Raw genomic sequence first — 17467 nt, forward strand, 5'->3', positions numbered from 1 at the left:
ATTCCACTAATCTCTTTGGTTAGACTTTTCAAAAACTGTTACATAATCATTGCAATATTTACTGGTACAAGAATAATATATTTAAAGTTTAGCCTATTTACACCACCTTGGTCAATCACTTTGCTTTTATTTCTTAAACTAATTTTTCTACCTATCTTAATTTCAATCGATCTGTTATATAAAGGCAGGTAAACTGTATTAATTAATAAGAATAGTGCAAGCGACTTCGAAACAATAACAGTTCAGATTGTTCCTACGGTGATTATTCGCGGAAGCTTTCCTTAGTGGTCAGCCTCAGGCACGTTTAAGACGAATCTCTTAGTGGTGGCTAATTATTACAAAGAATCTTAACAATCAATCCTAAATATCAACGTTCATTTGGATATATCTAAAACCTTGGGCGGGCTAGGCGTTGGGGCTATTCTTTGCATAAAAAAATGCTAAACCCTATTCAGGATTTAGCACTTCTTCCTTATCTGCTTTTATCTTATTTCTCTTTTTTTTCCTTTTCGTAATTCACTTCAATATTAGCTGACTCATAAAATTCTTTTTTCAGTTGATTGTACTTCTCTGTAAATGTATTGAAGTTTTCATTTGCTTCTAAGACTTTTTTATAACTATCATTAATTTTTTTAATGTGCTCAGTCAACGTTTCCTGTTTTAAATCTTCTTCTTGAAGCATCTTATATAGTTCTTTTTCCAATTTAAGTGATTCCGTATAGGCATCATTCAGTTTGTCATACGCATCAAATCGATCCATCATGACATCATACATTTTAGTTGCCCTGTCTTTTGCCTTCTTCTCTTCAAGATCCTCTATCAAACCCTCTATTTTTTTGAACTCTTCCTTTGAAGCGTCGATACTTTCTTTCTCTAGTTTAATCTTTTCCTTACGCTTTTCAATTACACTAATTGCTTCTTGTGAAATCGATTTTATTTTATCAAACTCGTCCATGCTTAAATCAATAATTTGGCTATAAAGTTCTTGCTCTTTTTTCTCTAACTTAACAATATCATCTTGTTGCTTCTCAAACGCTTCTTCAAGTGTTACTGCTTCTTCCAAATGATCATATATCTTTTCAGATGTAGATGCACCGCTACATGCGGATAATAGTGCAATTACACTTAGTAATATAATGATGGCTAATTTTCTGTACAACAATTTGTCGCTTCCTCCTTCTACTTTTACACAAAACGTCATATAAGAATCTATTTTTTATATGTAGTAGTATATCATATATATGAACATGAAAAATATGATATTTGTAACTATATTATATTTGTGAATTTTAACTACTATTTATGTTAAAATAAAAAATTATGTACAATTTAGGAGTGAGCGCCCCATGTTAACAATGAAAGACATCGTACGAGAAGGACATCCTGCATTACGTGACGTTGCAAAGGATGTACCAATACCACCAACAAATGAAGAACAAGAACTATTAGAAGACATGCTAATATTCCTTAAAAATAGTCAGGATGATGAGATAGCACGTGAATATGAATTACGTGCAGGTGTTGGCCTGGCTGCAACACAACTGGGTGTTTCAAAGCGAATGATTGCTATCCATTTTGAAGATGCAAATGGGAAAAAATATAGCTATGGATTATTCAATCCGAGAATTGTCAGCCATTCTGTTGAAAAAGCGTACTTAACCAGCGGCGAAGGATGTCTTTCTGTTGATCGTAGTGTGGAAGGTTATGTTCCGAGACACGCACGAATTACGTTGAAAGCGACTGATCTTGAAGGAAATGAAATAAAGTTAAGACTACGTGATTACGCGGCTATCGTTTTCCAGCATGAGGTTGATCATCTAAACGGTGTTATGTTTTATGATCACATCAATAAAGATAATCCACTATTAGCACCTGATGATGCAAAGGCTATAGATTAGAAGTAAATACAAAAACGATTGAATAATTTTATATTTTAGTGCTAATTAAAGCTGCCTTGTACAAAAATAAGGGCAGCTTTTTGTATAAAATTTGAATAAGATTCTTCTAAAGGTGAAAAATAGTTAAACAATAACTTTGCTTTAAACCCTACAATTAAGGCCAATAAAAATGTTTTTTCATATAAATCATGGTTTTTTATTTCAATATTTATCAAACAGTACTATACTATAGATAAGAGGGATTGGATCGGTAGAACGTTTATGTTGCTTTCTGAAGATGAATGAGAGGAGATGCAAGGGATCATGTTGAAACGCCTAAAAGAAAAGCTGAAGAAGCGTTGGAAGGATTTTTTAGGCCGTGGACGAGTACCAACTAGTTATAGGAAAGACTATCATAAATAAAACCAATCACACATTAGGCTACGGACGGTTTTTAAACTTATTTTGGTTGACGAGCGGACTAACAGGAGGAATAACGGGAGTGAAATTAATATTTTACTTTCCAGTTATTCCTTATATAAGTAAGTGAAGCAGCTGCCTGTCCATCGCCAGCTTTATTAAATAATGTTAAAAATTATCCATGCTTAGGAATTATTGTTTTTCAGAACTTGTGGATGCAATTATTCTTATATTAAAAAACAAGAAATCGATAGGAGAGATGAAATGATTTACAAAGTATATTATCAGGAATCGAAGATGGAGATTCCTGTACGGGAACGAACAAAGGGCCTTTATGTTGAGGCGGAAACAGAAGAAGAAGTGCGCAATAAATTAGTGAATCGTGACTATAATATTGAATTCATCCAACAATTAAACGATGCACATTTAGCGTATGAAAAGAAATCAGATAATTTCACAGTGGAGAACGTATAACCCATGAAATTTGTAAAGAATGATCAAACAGCAGTATTTTCATTGGGTGGATTAGGAGAAATTGGAAAGAACACATACGCTGTCCAATTTCAGGATGAAATTATATTAATCGATGCAGGAATTAAATTTCCTGAGGATGAACTATTAGGAATTGATTACGTAATTCCCGATTATACCTATTTAATACAAAACCAAGATAAAATTAAGGGCCTTATTGTCACACATGGTCATGAAGACCATATTGGCGGAATTCCTTACCTTTTACGCGAGATTAATATACCTATCTATGCAGGTAAGCTGGCACTTGGATTAATACGAAATAAATTAGATGAGCATGGTTTATTACGCAAAGCAAAATTACACCCGATACAAGAAGACGATATAATTAAATTCCGAAAAACGTCTGTATCCTTTTTCCGCACTACACATAGTATTCCGGATTCTTATGGGGTAGTTGTTAAAACACCACCTGGTAATATTGTGCATACTGGAGATTTCAAATTTGACTTTACACCAGTTGGCGAACCAGCCAACATTGCCAAGATGGCTGAAATTGGTAAAGAAGGCGTGTTATGTCTTCTCTCTGATAGCACGAACAGTGAAGTTCCAGGATTTACAATGTCTGAACGTGTCGTTGGTAGCAACATTAACGATATATTTGGTCGGGTAAATGGCAGATTAATATTCGCTACATTTGCATCAAATATATATAGATTGCAACAGGTTATCGAATCAGCTGTAAAGTATAATCGTAAAGTTGCGGTCTTTGGACGTAGTATGGAATCATCCATAGCTATTGGGCAAGAATTAGGATATATCAATGCACCAAAGGAAACGTTTATTGATGCACATCAAATCAACCGTCTTCCAGCACATGAAATAGTAATACTTTGTACAGGCTCTCAAGGTGAACCAATGGCAGCATTATCACGAATTGCTAATGGAACACATAGACAGATTCAGACAATTCCTGGTGATACAGTTGTATTTTCATCGTCACCGATTCCAGGTAATAATGTAAGTGTTAGTCGTATCATCAACAAGTTATACCGTGCTGGATCTGATGTAATCCATGGCCCATTAAGTAATATTCATACATCAGGACATGGAAGTCAAGAAGAACAAAAACTTATGCTCCGTTTAATTAGACCTAAATACTTTATGCCAATCCATGGTGAGTATCGTATGTTAAAAGAACACACAAAACTCGCAGAAGCATGTGAGGTAAAACCTGAAAACTGTTTTATTATGGATATTGGTGATGTATTAGCGCTAGGCAAGGATAATGCAATGGTTGCAGGCAAAATACCTTCAGGATCGGTTTATGTCGATGGTAGTGGGATTGGAGATATCGGTAACATTGTGCTACGCGACAGACGAATACTTTCAGAAGAAGGTCTTGTAATCGTAGTTGTAAGCATCGATATGAAGGAGTTCAAGATCTCTGCTGGACCTGATATCATTTCACGTGGATTCGTATACATGCGTGAGTCAGAGGACCTTATTAACGAAGCCCAAAAGCTCGTTTCCACTCACCTAAATAAAGTGATGGAAAGAAGAACTACACAGTGGTCTGAAATTAAAAATGAAATTACGGATACAATCGCACCATTCTTATTTGAAAAGACAAAACGTCGACCAATGGTATTACCAATTATTATGGAAGTGTAACTAAAAAACGGAAGCGCCAAGTATGGCGCTTCCGTTTTTCCTATTATTTGTCTGGCTCCAGCGCCTACCCCCTCGAGGTCTTAGGTCTAGCCTCTCTGTGGTATAAAGCACGAGGCCACTGAAAAAGTGTTGGATTTTCAAAATTCAACTTTTCACCTTAACTTAGCATCTCGAATATACGGAGACTCCTCGAAAAAGAAAAGCACTTTTTCTTCGTGCGATGCCTTTTCTGGGAAGCCTTCCTTATCCTGCGGGAAGCAAGAGATCGGCGAGACCCCGCAGGACGGCAGTCCGAGGAGGCTCGCCACTCGCCCTAAAGTGCGCGCAGTATATTCGAAGATGCGATGGTAGATCCACATATTTTGTACTATATTTAACTTTTTCAGCAGCCTCATAATGCACCACATAGAGGCTCGACTTAAGCTTTTCGGGGGTGGTCAAGACGCTTGCGCTTTTCTTAAAAATAAAAGAAAGCATAAAATTTGGCTCTATTAAGCTTACTTATATCAACGGTCATGTCCAGCTCCAGCGCCCAGCAACTAGCAAACTTCACACTCCTCCACTACGATAAGTCAACATCGGTTCGTACCTCACCGTGTTTCCTTTATCTCATTGCGGAGTGTTCCAGTTTGTACGTTGCTAAACGGGCGCTTGCGCTTTTCTTATTATATTAAACGTCGTACCGTTTTTTTCACATCTGGAAATTCTACTTTACCGTTCGTAAAAAATTCTTTTACTAAATACTCACTATAATTAACCGCTTGATCATATGTGATTTGACCTGGCAATGGTGCAATGTCTTCTATAACCACATCAATAATAGCTGGTTTTCTTGACATAAAAGCTTGTTTCATGGTTGTTTCCATCTCTTCATGACTTTCTATGCGGAAGCCTTCCCCGCCACAGGCTTTAGCGAAATCTGCAAAATTAACTGCTCCTAAGTCTGTTTCATAGTTCAAATTCCCCTTAGTCTGCTGTTCATACTTTATCATGCCAATCATGCTATTATTCAGTACAACAACTTTGATTGGCATATCATATTTAACCGCAGTGATAAAGTCATGCATAACCATTGAAAATCCTCCATCACCACATATCGCAACAACTTGTTTATCTGGATATGCCAGGTGCCCTGCAATTGCTCCTGGCAAACCAGACCCCATGGATGCTAACCCGCCAGATATTATAAACTTCTGATTTGTAATTGAAAAAAAACGAGTAGTCCAGACAGTCACATTTCCTACATCACACGAAATAATAGCATCCTTCTCCATATTTTTTTCCAGCTCGTACATAACCTGTGGTCCGTGAATTGGATCTGCTGTATCTTTCTTTAGTTCTAGCATATGAGTATGCCATCTTTTCATTTTTTCTTGATATTTTTTAAGAAATTCATCCGATGTAGACGTGGATACCAATGACGTTAATCTAGGTAAAATATGTTTAGCATCACCACATAACCCTTCTGTTATTGGATAAATCTTTCCAACATCATCTTGTTTTATTTCTATTTGAATGGCATTTACATCGTCGGGTAAATAGTCCCTATATGGAAAAGCCGTACCAATCAATAAAAGTAAATCTGTATCCATTACTGCCTCATAAGCAGGTTTCGTCCCTATTTGTCCGTGCTGACCTAAGTTCAATTCATGATAATCTGGAATAGTCCCCTTACCTAATAAGCTTAGAACAATTGGTGCGTTAATTTTTTCTGCAAAGTCCACCAATTCATTTCCGGCATCTCGTGCACCCTTCCCAGCTAAAATGACAGGTTTTTTCGCCTTGTTCAACAGACTAACTGCTCGTTCCATCGTATCTTGATCTGGTGTGATGGTAGGATGGACTAGTGTTCGGCTTGTTTTCATTTTGTTATTCTTTTGCTTAACAGCAAACAAATCGTCAGGGACAATTAGGACTGACACTCCTTTTTGTGTATATGCTTCTCGAACCGCCATATTTAGCATATCTGGAAGTTGCTCCGCTGCTTCAACCCTCCGATTAAAAACACCTACTCCATCAAACATACGCTCTAAATTTATTTCCTGATGAGCATCAGTACCTACTGAAGTACTTGGGACTTGCCCCACAATCGCAAGAACTGGTACTTTATCTTTTTTGGCATCGTATAAACCATTGAGCAAGTGCACAGCTCCAGGACCAGCAATAGATAAACATACACCTAGCTTCCCTGTTAATTTTGCATAGGACGATGCTGCTAATGCACCTACCTCTTCATGCCTAATTTGGATAAAATCAATGTCGTTCTCCCTCTTACGCAAGTCATCAATGAATTCATTAATAGAGTTACCAGGCATGCCGTAGATATGGTCGACATCCCATTGTATTAATTGTTCAATTAAAAGTTCACCTGTACGTTTTTCAAACAAATTTCTCCACCCTTTCCTCGAATTTCTATGTAACCGATCTACTAAATACTATTACCTTAAAGGCAATTAAAAAAACCTGTATTTGTAAATACAGGTTTAAGCTTCACTATTAATTTCCATCGATAACTAGCTGTTTTTCGAATCTAGAAATATCTTTATCAGATCCAATTACAATTAATATATCATTTTCACGAAATGTATCGTCTGCACGTGGCGACACATTGATATCTTTACCTCGTTTTATCGCAACAACGTTACAGCCATAATTTGCCCGGATATCAAGTTCAATCATCGTTTTTCCGAGCATCTTCTCTCCAACTTTTACCTCAACAATGCTATGATCATCGGATAGTTCTAAGTAGTCCAGAATATTGCTTGAAATGATGTTATGTGCAATTCTTTTTCCCATATCTCGTTCTGGATGAACTACCTGATCAGCACCAATCTTGTTTAGGATTTTCTCATGGTAATCATTTTGCGCTTTAACTGTAATTTTCTTAATACCTAAATCTGTAAGTACGACAGTAGTTAAAATACTCGCCTGAATATTATCACCTATCGCGACGATCACATGATCAATATTTTTAATTCCTAGTTCCTTCATGGTTACTTCATCAGTAGAATCTGCAATAACTGCATGTGATGCGATATTTTTAAACTCATTGACCTTATCCTCATCATTGTCTATAGCCAAAACCTGCATTCCTTCTTCACTTAGTTCACGACAGATACTTCCACCAAAACGCCCTAATCCAATTACAGCAAATTCCCGTTTCATTCTATATCCTCCACCATTCACATACTTTTCATAAGTTTACCATATTACATGAAGAAGGAAAATATATAGATTATTTCTTACCCTTAACGTAGTCTGCGTCAAATAAAAACATTTTCATTAATAAGATTAAAGACGGAACTAGTAAACAAAGTCCAGCAATAAAGGCGACAATCAGAGCTATTCCCATTGATTCTTGTGTGGCATTCTCATAAATAGTAATGTATGGATCCAATATATATGGTAGATGGCCTTTTCCATATCCAAAAAAAGCGAAGAAAAACTGTAGCATTACGGATATAAATGCTAGTCCATAATGCTTTTCTTGGAAAATTAACAACATGGCAATCATAAAGAACCCAACGGATAAACCAAACATCCACCAAAGATCAAGCATATTTTCATAATGTCGCTCGTTATGCTGACTCAATGCTATAAACGTCGTTAAACTAGCGATGATTGTCGGCACACTCCAAAACAGTGCATATCCCCGTACAATCTTTAATGCTGGTTTATCATTTGCACGTGCTGCGTAAAAGGTTAAAAAAGTAGAACTAATATACAATACGGAAACAATCGCTAAAAATACAACACTCCAAGAATAAGGACTTGTTAATAATTCTGTAACCCGAAGTGATACCGTACCATTCGTTTCGATGATGAACCCGCCTTCTGATAATGTTAAGGCTATCGATAAGGATGCCGGTATAAGTAGTCCAGTAGCACCATATAAAAACATATAAAGATTGCTTCTTTTCGAACCATAATTTTCAAAGGCATAAAATGAACCACGAATAGCGAGCAAAATAATCGCTATACTGCCAGGAATTAACAATGCGGTACCATAATAATAGGCTGTGTCTGGGAAGAATCCTACCAATCCTACGAAGAAAAATACAAAAAATACATTTGTAACCTCCCACACAGGTGATAAGTACCTTGATATTAGTTGATTAATGATATGATCCTTTTTTGTAATTTTGGCATAGTATGCAAAGAAACCTGCACCAAAATCAATAGATGCTACAATTAAGTATCCATACAAAAAGAACCATAGCACGGTTATTCCAATGATTTCATAGCTCATTATTCATCATCCTTTTTAAAGTTGGATCTGGCTTAAATTTTATTATGCTCAATACTGAACAAGTGTAAGTATTAGTATGTTTCATTTCTATTATTACACTCATAGTATATACCCTTTCTCCAAAAAAATCATTAAATGAAAATGACAGTTATATGACAAAAAACAGCCCCATTTTTTAATGGGGCCGCTGAAAAAGTTAAATATAGTACAAAATAGGTGGATCTACCATCGCATCTTCGAATATACTACGCTTTCCGCGGGCGAGTGGCGAGCCTCCTCGGACTGCCGTCCTGCGGGGTCTCACCGATCTCTTGCTTCCCGCTGGAGTCTCCGTATATTCGAGATGCTAAGTTAAGGTGAAAAGTTAAACTTTTAAATCCACCACTTTTTCAGTGGCCACTTTTTAACAGGACTGGTTTTTGTATTTTAGAGTCTATCCAGGTTGGCTTGATTGCCACTAAATCACATCTAACATTTGAAATTGTGATTTGACTAGGTCAAAGTATTCACCTTTAGATTCCATAAGCCACTGATGGCTTCCGTACTCTAGAATTTTACCATGTTCAAGCACATAAATTGTATCCGACCCTCGAATTGTTGAAAGCCGATGAGCAATAATAATGGCAGTTCTTCCTTTTAACAATTTTTTTAGAGCAGCTTGAATTTGTACTTCTGTTTCTGTATCAATACTAGCTGTAGCTTCATCTAAAATTAAAATTCTAGGATTCGCGAGAAGCGCACGAGCAAATGATAGAAGCTGTCGTTCACCTGCTGAAAGGATATTACCGCGTTCCTCTACTTCTGTTTCATAGCCATCAGCAAGACGCTTGATAAACTCATCAGCACCAACCACTTTTGCTGCTTCCATAACTTCTTCATCAGTCGCAGTCGGTTGGCCAAATCGAATATTTTCCATAATTGTTCCAGAAAAAATAAATGTATCCTGCAAGACGACACTAATCTGCTGTCGTAGCGTGTTTAAGCGTACATCACGCAGATTATGACCGTCAATTTTCACTGTCCCGTTTGTAGGATCATAAAAGCGACTAATCAGGTTAGCTATAGTAGACTTACCACTACCTGTATGCCCCACAAGTGCGATTGTTTGACCTTCTTTAATATCTAAGGATATTTCATGAAGCGCTACACGATCAGCATCGTAAGAGAACTGAACCTTATCAAATTCAATATGGCCTTTCATATCCGTAAATTCATAGGCATTATCTTTTTCATCTACATTTGGCTGCTCATCGAGAAATTCAAATATTCGCTCTGATGCTGCCATCGCCATAAGTAACTGATTATACATCTGGCCAAGACGCGAAATTGGTTCCCAAAACATCCCTATGAGGAATGCAAATGATACGAAGATACCAATGTCAATCACACCATTAATAATTAAATAAGCACCAAACGTGATTAAAATAATTGTCCCAATCGCATTACTCATTTCTACAAATGGACGGAATAAGGCACTTTTCTTTGTCGCCGTTCGCCAGCTTTCAAAGTTGTCAAAATTAATCCCATTGAAAAACTCAGCATTCTCTTTTTCCTGTGAAAATGATTGCGTAATACGGATTCCCTGGATACTTTCATTTAAATGGGAATTCAACCTGGATTGTTGAATTCGTACATCTTGCCAAGAACGACGTATATTACGACGTAACTTAGTCGAGATATAGAACATAATCGGTAAAATTATCATGATCGCTAGTGCCAGCTCTGGACTTAATACGAACAAAATAACGACGATTCCAACAAGCGTTACAACATCCATTAAGAGGTTGATAATACCATTTGTGAAAAGTTCCTGTAAGGAATTAATATCATTCATGATTCTAACTAAAATAGATCCCGCAGACCTAGAATCAAAAAATCGGTGTGATAGTCGCTGCACATGTGAAAATAGGTGTTGCCGTAAATCATAAATAACATTTTGCCCTAAAATATTTACCCATTTTATTCGATATATGTTACCTACATAGTTTAATAAATAAAGCACACCGATTATAACTACCAAATAAGTTAGCAGGCCATAGTCCTGATTACCAATTGCAACATCGATTGCTACTTTACCAATTAATATTGGAACAGCCAAACGAACTAAGGTAGAAACTAACATTGCGATAATTGCACCCGGTAAATACGTTTTTGAATACGGTTTTAAATACTCAAGCAATCTCAACATCTGTTTCCAGTTAAACTGTTTCTCGATTGCTTGATCGACAGTATAATGAAATCGTTTCAAGTGACGACTTTTTTTAACTTGTTCTGTTGATTTAGCCAATTTTATCCCCCCTTTTATTGGTTCGCTACACCCATAATCGCATCACGATCTTGATATTGAATATCATAAATCCTTTGATAAGTTCCATGATTATGAATTAACGAATCATGCGTACCCCGCTCAACGACTTCTCCTTCTTCTAATACTACTATTTCATCAGCATGCTTAAGAGAAGATATACGGTGTGCAATGATAAATGTTGTGCGTCCCTTCATCACTTCTTTTAACGCCTTTTGAATTTTGAATTCAGTTTCCATATCTACTGCTGAAGTAGCATCGTCAAGCACAAGAATACTAGGGTTAATACAAATAGCCCGCGCAATTGCAATACGTTGCTTTTGTCCGCCAGACAATCCCATTCCGCGTTCGCCAAGCATCGTGTCATAACCAGCTGGCATTTCCATAATAAAGTCATGTGCCTGTGCGCGTTTCGCCGCATCAATAATCTGCTCATCCTTTAAGTTTGGATTACCATAAGCAATATTTTCCCGAATACTAGTTGAAAATAAGAATGATTCCTGTAAAACAAATCCAATGTGACTTCTGAGCGATTTTAGCTTATAGTCTGCTGCTGGTAACCCGTCAACCAATACGTCACCTTTTTCCGGCTCATAAAACCTTGTGATTAGCTGGGTAATACTTGTTTTACCAGATCCAGTTGCACCGATTAATCCAACGACTTTACCTGGAGGTGCATCAAAGCTAATGTCCTTAAGAGCAGAATCATCATTCTCGGTATAAGTCAGTGTCACGTCATTGAAGGTTACATGACCTTTAATTGGAACATCTATTGCATGGTTCTTTTCGACGACATCTTCTTTTGCATCCAAAATTTCAATTAAACGTTCTCCTGATGCTTTCGATTGTGAGAATAGATTAATAACAAATCCTAGATTCATCAAGGGTCCCAAAATGTACCAAACTAAACTGAAGAATGCGACCAATTCACCTAAATTAAGTCTTCCCTGGATAACTAAATAACCACCAAATGCAAGTAAAGCAACAGCGCATATATTCCCGATAAACTCCATTAACGGAAAAAACTTTGCCCAAATATCCGACGTTTTCAGGTAATGCTGACGATAATTATCATTATTTGATGAGAATCTACCAATTTCAAAATCCTCACGAGATAATGATTTTACTGTTGTCATACCACTAATATTTTCTTGAACCCGCGTATTTAAATTTCCAAATGATTTTCGTATCCCTCTAAATGCAGGGTGAACACGTTTATCAAACTGATACACGACAATACCCAGAAACGGCATAGCAGCCATTGTAACTATCGTAAGTGGTACAGAATAAAAAAACATCACACCTAGGCTTAATACAATTAGAAGTGTAATACGAATAAGTTCCGAAAATCCAACTGACAGAAAGAAACGAAATCCTTCCACGTCTGCAGTCAATCTTGACATTAAATCGCCAGTCTTAGCATTATCGTAATATTTGAATGACAAAACCTGTAGTTTTTCATACAATGCATCCCTTAGTGTATAAACAGATCGAATACCAAATAGCTCCCCTAAGTATTGGTGGAAATAGGTTGCAAAGGCTTTAACAATCATCAGAATTAAAAATGCTGATGCTATATAAGGAATTAGTGAGTAGCGCTCTTGTATAAATACCTCATCTATCGTTTTTTGCAATACAATTGGATATACAAGCGTAATTGCAGTTACTAAAATTAAAAAAACTACTGAAGTAAAGAAATATTTCTTAAAAGGCCAATAAAATTGCTTAAGCTTTTTAAATGTATCCATAAGTTTCCTCCTCCTCTAATGTTTTCCGTAATTACTAATATAACGGGTTTCGAAATAAATATCTACTGCTTTTACTCAATTTTTTAAAATTTTTCATAATTATATTTTTGAACAGAAAAAAGCACTTCTACAATCGCTTTGTAGAAGTGCTTTTACTATTATATCTATTTCTCTGTAGTTCCGAGTACTCGATTAACACGCTTACGAAGCATCTTCATGCCCCCGCCACCTGCTTGAAAATGCCTTAACTTACCTTCTGAATCAAAAACATAGTAAGCAGGTACGTATTGATTTTCAAATGCATCAGTTAATTTGTGATCATTATCCACAAAAATTGGTTGCGTGATATCATGTTCATCTGCTACTTCCTTGATTTGATTTAAGTCTAAATCTTTTTCAGAACGGGGCATATGAACAGCTATAACATTTAATTCATCTTTATATTCATCTCGGAATTCATTTACATTAGGCATTGCTTCTTTACATAATCCACAGCTAACGGACCAAAAGTGAATTAAAGTTGGTTTATTTCCAATTAAATCACTTTTACTAATCTCCTTGCTATTGAACCATTTTGTTGCCCCGTCGAGTTCTGGCATTTGTGCACGTAATCGCATAAGTTCTACCTCCAATGTTGTCTTACTAAAAAAAGCTGACTCAGCAATCCTTATTAAAGAGTCAGCTAATATTATTTTATAAGATACGCTAAATTACTATTAAAGTGTTTGTTCAAAAAGGTGCCGAATTAGAAACAAGAAGTTCAAGGCGGCGAAGTCCCCGAGACTGGACTTGCACAGGATGTGCTGACTTCTACGTTGCCCACAGGACGTGGGCAATTTTAGTAGAAGTTCCTCTAGTTACTACTACATGAGGACCGTAGAGACAAGCCAACGAAGAAATTCGTAGTTTATCATTTGGTGACTTTTTGAACATCCTCTTAAAGTGTTTCTTGCCCTGGTTTCCAGTTTGCTGGACAAAGACCACCAGTTTGAAGAGCTTGTAGTACGCGTAATGTTTCATCTACATCACGGCCAATATTGTTATGGAAAACAGTTTGGTATTGAAGTTCACCTTCTGGATTGATAATGAACAATCCACGTAAAGCTACACCCTCATCTTCAATTAACACACCATAATCTTGTGAAACAACATGGTTAGTGTCAGCAGCTAACGGATAGAGTAATTCACCTAACCCATTGTCGTCGCGCGATGTATTAATCCATGCTTTATGTGTATGGATAGTATCAGTTGATACACCAATTACTTCTGCATCTAAATCCTCAAATTCATCATATCGATCTGACATTGCAGTTATTTCTGTAGGACATACGAATGTAAAGTCCATTGGATAAAAGAAAAGAACTGTCCATTTATCCTCTTTCATATTCTCTTCTAAATTTACTTTCCCAAATTCTTTATTTGGCATTACAGCATCCATTGTAAAACGTGGTGCTTGTTTACCTACCATTCTTTCTGCCATAGATAATCCCTCCAACATTTATATTAAATTATATCCATTTACGATTATAGGCAACCTCTTAATTTTAGTCAATATTAAATAATAATTAATTTAAAAAGGATCGTTTACCCGTCACATATCAGTCACTTTTTTACTTCACGCTTTACATAAGTATAACCAGATATAACAGCTCTAAAACAAGGGGTGCACAACTAATACCGTAACATTCAATTGCAATTGATGTCCATTATAAAGGTTGTTTAAAAAGTCTCCAAATGATAAACAGCGACTTTTTGAATAAGCGCTTATAATGAAATTCACCTAACCTAAAAAGGATATTATTTGAATTGCTTTTAAGCTTTCGATAAGATAAACAACGAATATAGTACAACCCTCTATTAGAAAACTTGGTTTATCGCCAAGCCTTAGTGGCGAAAGCCTTAGTTGCACTTATGCAGTAAGAAAGGATTTATACTTTCTTAACTGCAAAAAAAGGAGACTTTACATGGATATTTTCAAAGAAGGACTAAATTTTGATATAGGTGGAATTTTGTCTATTGCATTACCAGTTGTATTAAAGATCCTATTATTAATAATTGCATTTATTGTTTTTGTACCGATCGGCAAGAAAGTTATTGAAAAAACAATACAAAAGGCAGGAAAAAGTGAAAAGCTATCACCAGGTCGTGTCAAAACATTAGAGAAATTACTAGTAAATGTATTTTCCTATGTGATGATATTCGTTTTCTTTGTCATGTTGTTTGCAATCTTTGCCATCCCTATCGCTCCACTTCTAGCTGGAGCTGGAATTGTTGGACTAGCAATCGGATTTGGTGCACAAGGCCTTGTAAGTGACGTCGTTACAGGATTTTTCATTCTATTGGAGCGTCAAATGGAAATCGATGATTATGTCACCTCTGGCGGCTATGACGGAATTGTTGAGGAAGTAGGATTCAGAACTACGAAAATACGCAGTTTTGACGGCACACTAAACTTTGTTCCAAATCGATTACTAGAAGGAGTTGCTAACCATTCACGCGGAAACATGCGTGCATTAGTTGATATTGGAATTAGTTATGAAGACAATATTGACGAGGCAATAGCTGTATTAGAGCGAGTATGTGCTGAATTTCAAGAAGATGAACGTTTTAAAGATGGCCCTAATGCATTAGGTGTTCAAGGGATAGGGGCGTCAGATATTGTACTACGAGTTGTTGGTCAAACCGAAAATGGATTACAATTTGCATGTGAACGTGATATGCGCAAACGTATCAAACTAGCCTTTGATGAGGCTGGAGTTGATATTCCATATCCACATCAAGTGAATGTGGAAAAAATGACTAAATAAAAACAAAAACCCAGTTTAAGCTGGGTTTTTGTTTTTATTATTGAAGCTTTTCTTCAACCATCTGGCAGACATCTTTCGCGTTATAACCATCTGCATTAATAACTGGTCCAGCAATACTAGCTGTGGACATTCCCATTACATTTTTATCTTGACCAGAGATAACACAGCAATCACATTGACCTGCATCCTCTTCAGAGTGTAAATCTACTACTTGGTGACCTTTTTCCTTTAGTGCTTCTTTAACATCTGTAAGTGTTCCTTCAACGCCGATTCGCGCCATACCCATTACCTCCTCTATTACATTAAAAAATTACTCTTATGTAGTTTTTACAAAAAGTAAAAAGGTATACAAAAAAGTAATGAGATAGTAAAGCTTCACCTCATCACTTAATCGTTTTCTTTTTTAGGAAGAAATGTTATCAAAACAAAGGCTATAACGGATAGGATTAGCAATCCTGTATAAACATAATGTAGACCAGATGTTAGTCCATCCTGCAACACGCTTTTTACTTGTTCAGATAGAGCGTTTTGTTGATTCGGGGCTAACAGTTGATTAGCTGCATCAACGGATACTTTATCCTCAATTTCGTTTGTAGTGATATATGCTTTTATTCGATTATTTAGTATCCCGCCAAGCAACGCAGCTCCTACTGCACTACCCAGCGAACGCATAAACATATTAGCCGCAGTAGCAATTCCTCTTTTCTCCCAGCTTACTGTACTCTGAATCGCTACAATAAATGAAGTACTAGTCATACCCATTCCGATTCCAATAAAGAAGGAACCTATTCCAGCCCAAATTGGACCCATCTCAGGAGATAACATAAAAAAGAAGGTTGCGCCAATAATTAACGCAATTCCCCCGATTAAGGAAGTCGATCGGTAACCAATAACCAAAAGTAGTCTACCAGCAATAACTGATGAGATTGGCCATCCAATCGACATTGTAGTCAGCGTAAAACCTGCCACGGTTGCAGATTGACCCATAACACCTTGAACAAATGCTGGTAGATAACTTGATACTCCAATTAATATCATGCCTGTTAGTAACGTTATGATATTTGCTACACTTATCAACTTATACTTCCAAATGTCAAAAGGCATCATCGGCGCTTTAGATCGTTTTTCATGAAAAATAAAGAAAATGAACCCGCCAATTGCAAGAAAAAGTAAAAAAATCATTAATGGTGAGCTCCAAGGAATTCCTATTCCACCTTCAACCAATATAAACATAAAAGAACATACAGTAATCAGTATCAAAATTGACCCGCCATAATCAATTGATCTTTTCTTTTTTTCAATATCTTCATGTAAAAACAAAATAATTCCAAGCATAGCTAATAATCCTAGGGGAATATTCATCCAAAAAATATATCTCCAGCTTAATAAATCAATAAACATACCACCGAGGAGCGGGCCTGATACTGCAGATATTCCCCAAACACTAGCTAAATAGCCCTGTATTTTGGCTCTTTCCTTTTTGTCATATATATCACCCACAATTGTCGTCGCAATTGGCATCACCGCACCTGCACCTAGACCCTGGACAAATCGTGATATAATTAACATGAGCATGGATGTACTCAGCCCACAACATATGGAACCAATTATAAATATACTGACACCAACTACAAATATTGGTTTTCTTCCAAAAATATCAGATAGCTTACCGAATATTAAAACGGTGGCAGCATTTGTTAATAGATAAGCAGAAAACACCCAACTATATAACGAAAACCCACCCAAATCTGCTACAATGCTAGGAATCGCCGTAGCAACAATCGTCCCTTCAATCGCGGCTAAAAACATGCCAAGCATGACCGAGGCCAATATTAATGGTCGCTTCAATTCTTTCGTATTATGTATCATTGATATCACTGCTTTTTCTATAAATTAATAAAAACGCCCTTGTCATG

At 36.5% G+C, this 17467-nt stretch carries 14 protein-coding genes; 4 read left to right on the top strand and 10 right to left on the bottom strand.

Annotated features, from left to right (window positions below; all coding sequences use genetic code 11):
* Positions 1-487: 487 nt before the first annotated feature.
* Positions 488-1162 (bottom strand): YkyA family protein, encoded by a 675-nt coding sequence (locus CFK40_RS13230; RefSeq protein WP_227001773.1) that lies wholly within the window; start codon positions 1160-1162, stop codon positions 488-490.
* Between the two features lie 184 nt (positions 1163-1346).
* Between CFK40_RS13230 and def the strand changes: the two genes are divergently transcribed.
* From def to rnjA, 3 genes are all read left to right on the top strand, one after another.
* Positions 1347-1898: a peptide deformylase gene (gene def, locus CFK40_RS13235; protein ID WP_089532754.1), complete on the top strand. Its 552-nt coding sequence runs from the start codon at positions 1347-1349 to the stop codon at positions 1896-1898.
* A 663-nt stretch (positions 1899-2561) separates the two neighbouring features.
* Complete coding sequence (locus tag CFK40_RS13240; RefSeq protein WP_089532755.1) at positions 2562-2771, top strand: DNA-dependent RNA polymerase subunit epsilon; 210 nt, start codon at positions 2562-2564, stop codon at positions 2769-2771.
* A 3-nt stretch (positions 2772-2774) separates the two neighbouring features.
* Positions 2775-4442, top strand: a complete 1668-nt coding sequence (rnjA, locus tag CFK40_RS13245; RefSeq protein ID WP_089532756.1) for a ribonuclease J1 — start codon at positions 2775-2777, stop codon at positions 4440-4442.
* 665 nt (positions 4443-5107) lie between these two features.
* Here the strand turns inward: rnjA and CFK40_RS13250 are convergent.
* From CFK40_RS13250 to CFK40_RS13280, 7 genes are all read right to left on the bottom strand, one after another.
* Positions 5108-6829, bottom strand: a complete 1722-nt coding sequence (locus CFK40_RS13250) for a pyruvate oxidase (RefSeq protein ID WP_089532757.1) — start codon at positions 6827-6829, stop codon at positions 5108-5110.
* A 109-nt stretch (positions 6830-6938) separates the two neighbouring features.
* The gene (locus CFK40_RS13255; RefSeq protein ID WP_089532758.1) at positions 6939-7607 is read right to left on the bottom strand and encodes a potassium channel family protein; all 669 of its coding nucleotides are present in this window, start codon (positions 7605-7607) and stop codon (positions 6939-6941) included.
* Between the two features lie 70 nt (positions 7608-7677).
* Complete coding sequence (locus tag CFK40_RS13260) at positions 7678-8691, bottom strand: cytochrome d ubiquinol oxidase subunit II (protein WP_193433329.1); 1014 nt, start codon at positions 8689-8691, stop codon at positions 7678-7680.
* A gap of 457 nt (positions 8692-9148) precedes the next feature.
* The gene (locus CFK40_RS13265) at positions 9149-10879 is read right to left on the bottom strand and encodes an ABC transporter ATP-binding protein (RefSeq protein ID WP_405196593.1); all 1731 of its coding nucleotides are present in this window, start codon (positions 10877-10879) and stop codon (positions 9149-9151) included.
* A gap of 113 nt (positions 10880-10992) precedes the next feature.
* Positions 10993-12744, bottom strand: a complete 1752-nt coding sequence (locus CFK40_RS13270) for an ABC transporter ATP-binding protein (RefSeq protein WP_089532761.1) — start codon at positions 12742-12744, stop codon at positions 10993-10995.
* 164 nt (positions 12745-12908) lie between these two features.
* Positions 12909-13361: a redoxin domain-containing protein gene (locus CFK40_RS13275; protein ID WP_089532762.1), complete on the bottom strand. Its 453-nt coding sequence runs from the start codon at positions 13359-13361 to the stop codon at positions 12909-12911.
* A gap of 320 nt (positions 13362-13681) precedes the next feature.
* On the bottom strand, positions 13682-14224 hold the full coding sequence (locus CFK40_RS13280; protein WP_089532763.1) for a peroxiredoxin: 543 nt from the start codon (positions 14222-14224) through the stop codon (positions 13682-13684).
* Between the two features lie 484 nt (positions 14225-14708).
* Between CFK40_RS13280 and CFK40_RS13285 the strand changes: the two genes are divergently transcribed.
* Positions 14709-15551, top strand: coding sequence for a mechanosensitive ion channel family protein (locus CFK40_RS13285; RefSeq protein ID WP_089532764.1), 843 nt, complete (start codon positions 14709-14711; stop codon positions 15549-15551).
* Positions 15552-15588: 37 nt separating this feature from the next.
* On the opposite strand, the gene CFK40_RS13290 is transcribed toward CFK40_RS13285, so the two are convergent.
* Entirely contained in the window at positions 15589-15831 is a 243-nt protein-coding gene (locus CFK40_RS13290) for a YkuS family protein (protein ID WP_089532765.1), read from the bottom strand.
* A 107-nt stretch (positions 15832-15938) separates the two neighbouring features.
* Positions 15939-17420: an MDR family MFS transporter gene (locus CFK40_RS13295; protein WP_089532766.1), complete on the bottom strand. Its 1482-nt coding sequence runs from the start codon at positions 17418-17420 to the stop codon at positions 15939-15941.
* Positions 17421-17467: the final 47 nt, after the last annotated feature.

This window comes from Virgibacillus necropolis (assembly GCF_002224365.1).
Lineage (GTDB): Bacteria > Bacillota > Bacilli > Bacillales > Amphibacillaceae > Virgibacillus_F > Virgibacillus_F necropolis.

What these genes read in the sequence shown, in the direction of transcription:
- CFK40_RS13265 (WP_405196593.1), bottom strand. Translation starts at nt 10,879, where the DNA reads ATGTTGAGATTGCTTGAGTATTTAAAACCGTATTCAAAAACGTATTTA.
- CFK40_RS13290 (WP_089532765.1), bottom strand. Translation starts at nt 15,831, where the DNA reads ATGGCGCGAATCGGCGTTGAAGGAACACTTACAGATGTTAAAGAAGCA.
- CFK40_RS13270 (WP_089532761.1), bottom strand. Translation starts at nt 12,744, where the DNA reads ATGGATACATTTAAAAAGCTTAAGCAATTTTATTGGCCTTTTAAGAAA.
- CFK40_RS13280 (WP_089532763.1), bottom strand. Translation starts at nt 14,224, where the DNA reads ATGGCAGAAAGAATGGTAGGTAAACAAGCACCACGTTTTACAATGGAT.
- CFK40_RS13240 (WP_089532755.1), top strand. Translation starts at nt 2,562, where the DNA reads ATGATTTACAAAGTATATTATCAGGAATCGAAGATGGAGATTCCTGTA.
- CFK40_RS13255 (WP_089532758.1), bottom strand. Translation starts at nt 7,607, where the DNA reads ATGAAACGGGAATTTGCTGTAATTGGATTAGGGCGTTTTGGTGGAAGT.
- CFK40_RS13285 (WP_089532764.1), top strand. Translation starts at nt 14,709, where the DNA reads ATGGATATTTTCAAAGAAGGACTAAATTTTGATATAGGTGGAATTTTG.
- CFK40_RS13260 (WP_193433329.1), bottom strand. Translation starts at nt 8,691, where the DNA reads ATGAGCTATGAAATCATTGGAATAACCGTGCTATGGTTCTTTTTGTAT.
- CFK40_RS13275 (WP_089532762.1), bottom strand. Translation starts at nt 13,361, where the DNA reads ATGCGATTACGTGCACAAATGCCAGAACTCGACGGGGCAACAAAATGG.
- CFK40_RS13295 (WP_089532766.1), bottom strand. Translation starts at nt 17,420, where the DNA reads ATGATACATAATACGAAAGAATTGAAGCGACCATTAATATTGGCCTCG.
- rnjA (WP_089532756.1), top strand. Translation starts at nt 2,775, where the DNA reads ATGAAATTTGTAAAGAATGATCAAACAGCAGTATTTTCATTGGGTGGA.
- def (WP_089532754.1), top strand. Translation starts at nt 1,347, where the DNA reads ATGTTAACAATGAAAGACATCGTACGAGAAGGACATCCTGCATTACGT.